At 61.2% G+C, this 6625-nt stretch carries 7 protein-coding genes; all 7 read left to right on the top strand.

Annotated elements, in window-relative coordinates; all coding sequences use genetic code 11:
• A partial coding sequence (proB, locus tag HMPREF2724_RS05700) for a glutamate 5-kinase (RefSeq protein WP_371440782.1) occupies positions 1-1189 on the top strand: 1189 nt, incomplete at its 5' end.
• 33 nt (positions 1190-1222) lie between these two features.
• Positions 1223-2128: a D-isomer specific 2-hydroxyacid dehydrogenase family protein gene (locus HMPREF2724_RS05705; RefSeq protein WP_061924091.1), complete on the top strand. Its 906-nt coding sequence runs from the start codon at positions 1223-1225 to the stop codon at positions 2126-2128.
• 11 nt (positions 2129-2139) lie between these two features.
• Positions 2140-2646 (top strand): DUF1707 SHOCT-like domain-containing protein, encoded by a 507-nt coding sequence (locus HMPREF2724_RS05710; RefSeq protein WP_062037851.1) that lies wholly within the window; start codon positions 2140-2142, stop codon positions 2644-2646.
• Between the two features lie 246 nt (positions 2647-2892).
• A complete protein-coding gene (locus HMPREF2724_RS05715; protein ID WP_062037854.1) occupies positions 2893-4104 on the top strand; it encodes an ABC transporter substrate-binding protein in 1212 nt (403 codons plus the stop codon).
• Positions 4105-4107: 3 nt separating this feature from the next.
• Positions 4108-5208 carry a FecCD family ABC transporter permease gene (locus tag HMPREF2724_RS05720; RefSeq protein ID WP_083306098.1) on the top strand — a complete coding sequence of 367 codons (1101 nt, stop codon included), beginning with the start codon at positions 4108-4110 and terminating at the stop codon, positions 5206-5208.
• The gene (locus HMPREF2724_RS05725; RefSeq protein ID WP_070455908.1) at positions 5202-5954 is read left to right on the top strand and encodes an ABC transporter ATP-binding protein; all 753 of its coding nucleotides are present in this window, start codon (positions 5202-5204) and stop codon (positions 5952-5954) included. Before HMPREF2724_RS05720 ends, HMPREF2724_RS05725 begins: the two co-directional genes overlap by 7 nt.
• The coding region (locus HMPREF2724_RS05730; RefSeq protein ID WP_141748345.1) for an aldehyde dehydrogenase family protein at positions 5932-6625 on the top strand (694 nt) is incomplete at its 3' end. The genes HMPREF2724_RS05725 and HMPREF2724_RS05730, both read left to right, overlap by 23 nt.

Genomic DNA, 6625 nt, shown 5'->3' on the forward strand with positions numbered 1-6625 from the left:
AAAACCTTATTCCGGGCCCACGGTTGACACCCCCTTTCCGGACCCGTTGCATGAAAACCCCACGGCGTCCGGCTTTGATTCGCCGCTGCGCCAGCGCATCGCGCACGCCAAGCGCGTAGTCATCAAGATTGGTTCTTCGTCGCTGACGGATGAGGACTTCCTGGTCTCCCAGGAGCGCATCGACCACATTGTGGACGCGGTGCACGCCCGCATGGGCATCTCCGATGTCATCCTGGTCTCCTCCGGTGCGGTGGCCGCTGGCATGGGCCCGCTGGGGCTTAATCGCCGGCCGACTGATCTGGCCACCAAGCAGGCCGCGGCGTCTGTGGGCCAGGTGCATCTGGCGTACGAGTGGGGCCGGTCTTTCGCCCGCTATGACCGCACGGTGGGCCAGGTGCTGCTCACCGCCTCGGATACGGGGCACCGGGACCGCGCCCGCAACGCGCAGCGCACCATCGACCGGCTGCGCCAGCTGCGCACCATTCCCATTGTCAATGAGAATGACACGGTGGCGACCTCGGAGATGCACTTCGGGGATAATGACCGGCTCTCCGCCTTGGTGGCCAACCTGATGGGCGCGGACGCGCTGTTCCTGTTCTCTGATGTCGATGGCCTCTATGACAAAAACCCGGCGGAGCCGGACGCCCGCTTCATCGATGAGGTGCGCACGGGCAAAGACCTGAAAGGGGTCGAGGCCGGTGAGTCCGGCAACGTCGGCACCGGTGGTATGGCCACGAAGGTCTCGGCCGCGCGCCTGGCCACCCGCGGCGGAATCCCGGTGCTGCTGACGTCGACGGATAACATCGGCCCTGCTCTTGCCGATGCCTCCGTGGGCACCGTCTTCCACACCCGCGAGGAGCGCAAACTGTCTGCCTGGAAGTTCTGGGCGCTCTACTGCGCCGATACCGGTGGGGCGGTGCGCCTGGACGCTGGCGCCATGCAGGCGGTCACCAAGGGAGGCAATTCGCTCCTGGCGGTTGGCATCACGGAGGCCATCGGTGAATTCTCCCGCGGGGAAATCATCGACATCATGGGCCCGGAAGGTGAGGTCATCGGCCGCGGCGAAGTACGTTTTGATTCCGCGGAGCTGCGGGGCATCCTGGGCAAGCAGATGGAGGAGCTGCCGGAATACCAGCGCCGCAGCGTTGTCCACGCCGACTACCTGTCGAACTACGCCTCCCGAATCTAGAGTCTAGAAGCCAGAGAACCCCAGGAGAAGACCATGAAATACGCCATGTTGCCGGAACAATGGGAAGAATCCGTCGAGACCTTGCGGGGATCTGGCCATGAGCTCGCGGAGCTTTTCGATGCCGACTTCCTCATCTACAACGGCGACGGCTCGGACTTCCCGTTGCCACTGCCGGAGAACATCAAGTTCGTGCAGATTCCGTCTGCAGGCGTAGACCATCTGCTCGACGTCATGAAGGAGACCGACGTAATCTGGTCCAACGCCGCTGGCGTATTCGATAACACCGTGGCGGAATCTACCATCGCTCTGCTGCTTGCGCAGCTGCATGCCCATCGCTATGTCAACGACACCTTCTCCAACTACGAGGAGGTGCAGGATCACAAGTCCTACCTACACGAGGACAAGACTGTGGCGATCATCGGCGCCGGCGGCATCGGCAAGCGGCTCATCACGATGCTCTCTGGCTTTGGCCCGCGCATCATCGCCGTAAACCGGTCCGGCAACGCGGTTCCAGGCGCGGATGAGACCTATCCCATCTCCGAGGTGGACAAGGTCTGGTCTGAGGCCGACTACTTTGTGCTCATCGCGCCGCTTACCCCGCAGACCCACCACATGGTCAACAAAGACGTGTTTGCCCAAATGCCGAATCATGCGGTGGTGGTCAATGTGGGCCGTGGCCCACTCATCAGTACCGAGGATCTTTTGGCAGCGCTGGACTCTGGCGAGATTGCCGGCGCAGCGCTCGACGTCACTGATCCGGAGCCGCTCCCGGATGATCACCCGCTGTGGAAGGACCAACGTGTGGTCATTACACCGCACATTGCTAATACCCGTAACTCGGTGCGCCGCCACTTGGGAGCACACACCGCAAAGGTGGCCGCAGCCTTTGAGGCTGGCGAGGAAATTCCTACCCGTGTGGATCCGAACGCTGGATATTAAAGTGTAAAAGCATGAACAAAGACATTCGCGTGGGAGACGCGGAACGCCACAATGCGCTAGACCTCCTCAGCACCCACTTCGCTAACGGTCTCATCGACATCAACGAGTTCGAAGACCGCACAGGAAAGGCGGCTGTTGCGCGTACCCGCGGCGAGATCGCTTCCCTCTTTGAGGACCTTCCTGACAATCCAATTGCAGAGGTCGTCCCGTTCAAGGAATCGGAAGCGCAGGCCGAGCTCGACCGGCTGCAGCGCCGCGGAGGGTTAGTCCACCGAATCGATGCCGTCATTTGGTCAGCGACGATGATCCTCTTCTTCCTGGGGCTTTTCGTCTTCGACTGGGACTATTTCTGGCTTGTCTTCCCGATTGCAGGTATCGCCTCGTGGGGTGTCAGGGAGGCGGTCAAGCTCTCCGACGACGACGAAAAACTTTATGAGGAATTGAAAAAGAAGGATGACAAAGACCGGGCCGAGCGCCTACGTCTGGCAGCCGAGCGCCGCAAGGAGCTGGGGCAGTAGTCCGCGGGGTCTGCGGGGGGAGTGGCTGCGCGCTTGAGCTATACCCACGCGTGACATCCAGCGCGGATAACCATGCTGTTGGGGGTGAGTTTCTTTAAGAGGATGTTATTCAGCTTTAAAGTGACCTAAATAAAACCCGGGGGGATCACTTTCGCGGGCACGTTCCGGATTGTAAGCTCATCCTAGTTCGATTTAGTCAAGCCTAAGTTAACTTGGCTATTGTTCGTGAGCAAAGGACTTTCTTTCATGACCCATTTCAACGTGCCCAAGTACTCCGTCCGCATTGCGGCAGCCACCCTGGCCATGCTCGCATCCGCGACTGCGTTGAGCGCGTGCAGCAGCAACGAAGACACCTCCGCGTCCACCGGCTCTACCGGCGCCGCGGGGGACACTGCTGTGACCATCACTGACGTCGCCGGCCGCGAGGTCACCTTCGACAAGCAGCCTGAGCGTATCCTTCTGGGCGAGGGCCGCGGGCTCTTCGCCACCTCGATTCTCAACCGCGAGGATCCGCTCGAGCACGTCGTGGCTCTGGGCAAGGACCTGCATGAGGCGGCTCCGAGCTTCGAGTCCAAGTTCGCCGAAACCAATGCGGCGTACAAGGATCTGCCGACCATCGGCAACATCGCCAAGGGCGACGTCACCGTGGAAAACCTGCTCGCGCAAAAGCCAGACGTCGTGGTCATGACGCTGGACCACAAGGAGGGTGCGGAAAAGACCGGCTTCCTGGACAAGATGGACCAGGCCGGCCTGAAGTACGTCTTCACCGACTTCCGCCAGAAGCCGCTAGAAAACACCCCGAAGTCCATGGAGGTCTTCGGCCAGCTCTTCGGTCACGAGGACAAGGCCGCAGAGTTCAATAAGTTCTATACCAGCAAGGTTGATGACATTAAGTCCCGCGCGGAAAAGGCCGGGGACAAGCCGCGCACCCTGGTCTGGCGCGCGGCGGGCCTGAAGGATTGCTGCTCCACGGTCAAGGACTCTAACCTAGGTGACCTGGTTAATGCCGCCGGCGGCGAGAACTTGGGCGATAGCCTGCTGGACACAGAGTCTGGAGACCTTACCGCAGAAAAGGTGCTTGCTGAGCAGCCGGAGCACATCATCGCCACTGGCGGCGCATGGGCCAAGGACCCGGAAAAGCCGGAGGTCCTGCCGCACGTGGAGATGGGTTACGCGGCCAAGGAAGAAAAGGCGCAGGAGACCCTCGAAGGCCTGCTAAAGACCCCGGGCTTCGAGCAGCTTGAGGCCCCAAAGGAAGGCAACTTCCACGCTGTCTACCACCAGTTCTACGATTCGCCTTTTAACATCTTCGCCTTGGAGCAGTTTGCTGTGTGGATGCACCCAGAAACCTTCAAGGACTTAGACCCAGAAAAGGACTTCGCCGAATTCCACAACAAGTGGCTGCCCATCGACTACAGCGGCGTTTTCTTCACTACCAAGAACACACACAAGCACTAAAAAATGGCACTTTTGACCTCTTCTGAGAGTTTGCAGACTGACCAGAAAGCCGAAACCAAAACCGACACCCACCAGGTAATTGCCGAGTACCGCAGCAATAACTTCCGCAAGGTACTCATCATCGGTGCACTGGTGCTGGCTGCCTTCGTAGCCTTCGTCATTGCCACGGTGGTCGGCCCGATTCACCTTTCCCCGATGGAGATGCTGCGTGGCATTTTCTCACCGGGCCAGGTGGATGAGACCACCCGGACGGTCCTGTGGAACCTGCGCCTGCCGGCGTCGGTTATGGCCGTTCTCATCGGCGCCGCACTGGCGCTATCGGGCGCGCATATGCAGACCATTCTGGATAATCCGCTGGCGGAGCCTTTCACCTTGGGCATTTCGGCAGCAGCCGCTTTCGGTGGCGCGGCCTCAATCGTGTTGGGCTGGACCGTGCTGGGAAATCCGCAGTTCAATCTCGCGGCCGTCGCTTGGCTGTCGGCTCTTGTGGCCGTGGCCATCGTCGCGGGTGCGGCGGTGTGGCGCGGTGCTAGTGCGGAGTCAATGATTCTGCTGGGTATCGCCCTCGTTTTCTTGTTCCAGGCACTGCTTTCGCTGATGCAATACAGCGCCTCGACTGAAGCCCTGCAGCAGATCGTCTTTTGGACCATGGGCTCCCTGCAGCGTGCGAATTGGATGTCCAACCTGATCATCGCAGTCACCTTGCTGGTTGCCATTCCTTTCACCATGCTTAACGCGTGGAAGCTCACGGCGCTGCGCCTGGGCGACGAGCGTGCGGCGGCCCTCGGCATCAACGTGCAAAAACTGCGCGTTCTAACCCTCGTCGTGGCCTCCTTGCTGGCCGCTAGCGCTGTGGCCTTCGCCGGCATCATCGGCTTCATTGGCTTGGTTGGCCCACACGTGGCCCGCTTATTGGTGGGCGAGGATCAGCGTTTCTTTGCGCCGGCCTCCATGGCGGCGGGCGCGATGCTGCTGGCGGGTGCCCACGCGGTATCGATCACCATCATCCCCGGCGTTGCCGTACCCATCGGCATCATCACGGCGCTCGTTGGTGTTCCTTTCTTCGTGCTGCTCATCTTCACCAAGAGGAGGATCAAGTGCTGAAAGTAGAACAGGCATGCGTGAACTTTGGCAAGCGGGAGGTGCTCAAAGGAGTTGACTTGCCCGAGCCTGAACCCGGCACCATCGTCGGACTCATCGGCCCCAACGCGGCCGGCAAGTCCACCTTGGTCAAGGCCATCGCCGGCATTCAGAAGCTGACTTCGGGCACCTGCGATACTGGTGGCGCCAACGTGGGCTACGTGCCGCAGGATCTTCTGACCAGCGCCTCGCTGACCGCCTTTGAATCGGTGGTCATCTCCGCTAAGCGCGGCTCCGTTAACGCCTTGGAATCGGCAGTGCAGGCACTCGAAAAGCTCGGCATCGTTCACCTCGCACACCGCTACGTTCACCAGCTTTCCGGCGGACAGCGCCAGCTCGTGGCCGTGGCGCAGATGCTGGCCCGCGAGCCAGACCTGATGCTGCTGGATGAGCCGACCTCCGCGCTCGACCTGCGCCATCAAGTGCACCTGCTGGATACCTTGCGCAAGGAGGTCTCCCGCGGGGCAGTGGCGTTGGTAGCTATCCACGATCTCAACCTGGCCGCGCGCTATTGCGATGAGCTCGTGGTTCTCCACGGCGGCCGCGTGCATGCCCACGGCACCCCGGCAGAGGTGCTGAACACCGAGCTGCTGGGTGAGGTCTATGGCATCCATGCCCGCGTCATCGATGATGAAGGCGTGCCCATGGTCTGTCCTGTCGAGGCTAGCTTCGGTAAGCTTGAGCCTCATGAGCCAACTCACTCGAGATGAAGAACGAGACCAAGTACTAAAGCTGGCGCGTCAGGCGAAGAAAGTTGCGCCGCAGTTCGCGCAGCTTTCCACCCCACGCAAGAATGAGATTCTTGTGCGCGCTGCTGAAAACCTGGTGGCCCGCACCCCTGAGATCCTCGAGGCCAATGAGCGCGACGTCGCCGCTGGCCGCGCGGCCGGGATGAATGATTCTTTAATCGACAGGCTCTCGCTCGACGCCGCGCGCGTCGAAGGCATCGCCGACGGCCTGCGCCAGGTCGCCGCCCTGCAGGACCCGGTAGGGGAGGTACTGCGGGGCCACAACATGGACAACGGCATCCAGATGAAGCAGGTGCGCGTGCCGCTCGGCGTCATGGGCATGGTCTATGAGGCCCGTCCGAACGTCACGGTGGATGCCTTTGGCCTTGCGCTCAAGTCCGGCAACGTGCCGCTGTTGCGCGGATCTAAGTCCGCACGCAACTCCAACGAGCAGCTCGTGGAGATCCTCCAGGACACCCTGGCGCACTTCGACCTTCCGCGCGAGGGCGTGCAGCTCCTGCCGTGCGAAAGCCACGATTCGGTGCAGGATCTCATCACGGCGCGCGGGCTTGTCGACGTCGTGATTCCCCGCGGTTCTGCTCGCCTCATCAATGCGGTGGTGGAGGGCGCTACCGTCCCCGCCATTGAGACCG

Origin of the sequence: Corynebacterium sp. HMSC071F07 (assembly GCF_001810285.1) — a bacterium.
Classification (GTDB): domain Bacteria; phylum Actinomycetota; class Actinomycetes; order Mycobacteriales; family Mycobacteriaceae; genus Corynebacterium; species Corynebacterium simulans.

Coding starts and splice junctions, on each gene's coding strand:
- HMPREF2724_RS05705 (WP_061924091.1), top strand. CDS start 1,223: ATGAAATACGCCATGTTGCCGGAACAATGGGAAGAATCCGTCGAGACC.
- HMPREF2724_RS05710 (WP_062037851.1), top strand. CDS start 2,140: ATGAACAAAGACATTCGCGTGGGAGACGCGGAACGCCACAATGCGCTA.
- HMPREF2724_RS05715 (WP_062037854.1), top strand. CDS start 2,893: ATGACCCATTTCAACGTGCCCAAGTACTCCGTCCGCATTGCGGCAGCC.
- HMPREF2724_RS05720 (WP_083306098.1), top strand. CDS start 4,108: ATGGCACTTTTGACCTCTTCTGAGAGTTTGCAGACTGACCAGAAAGCC.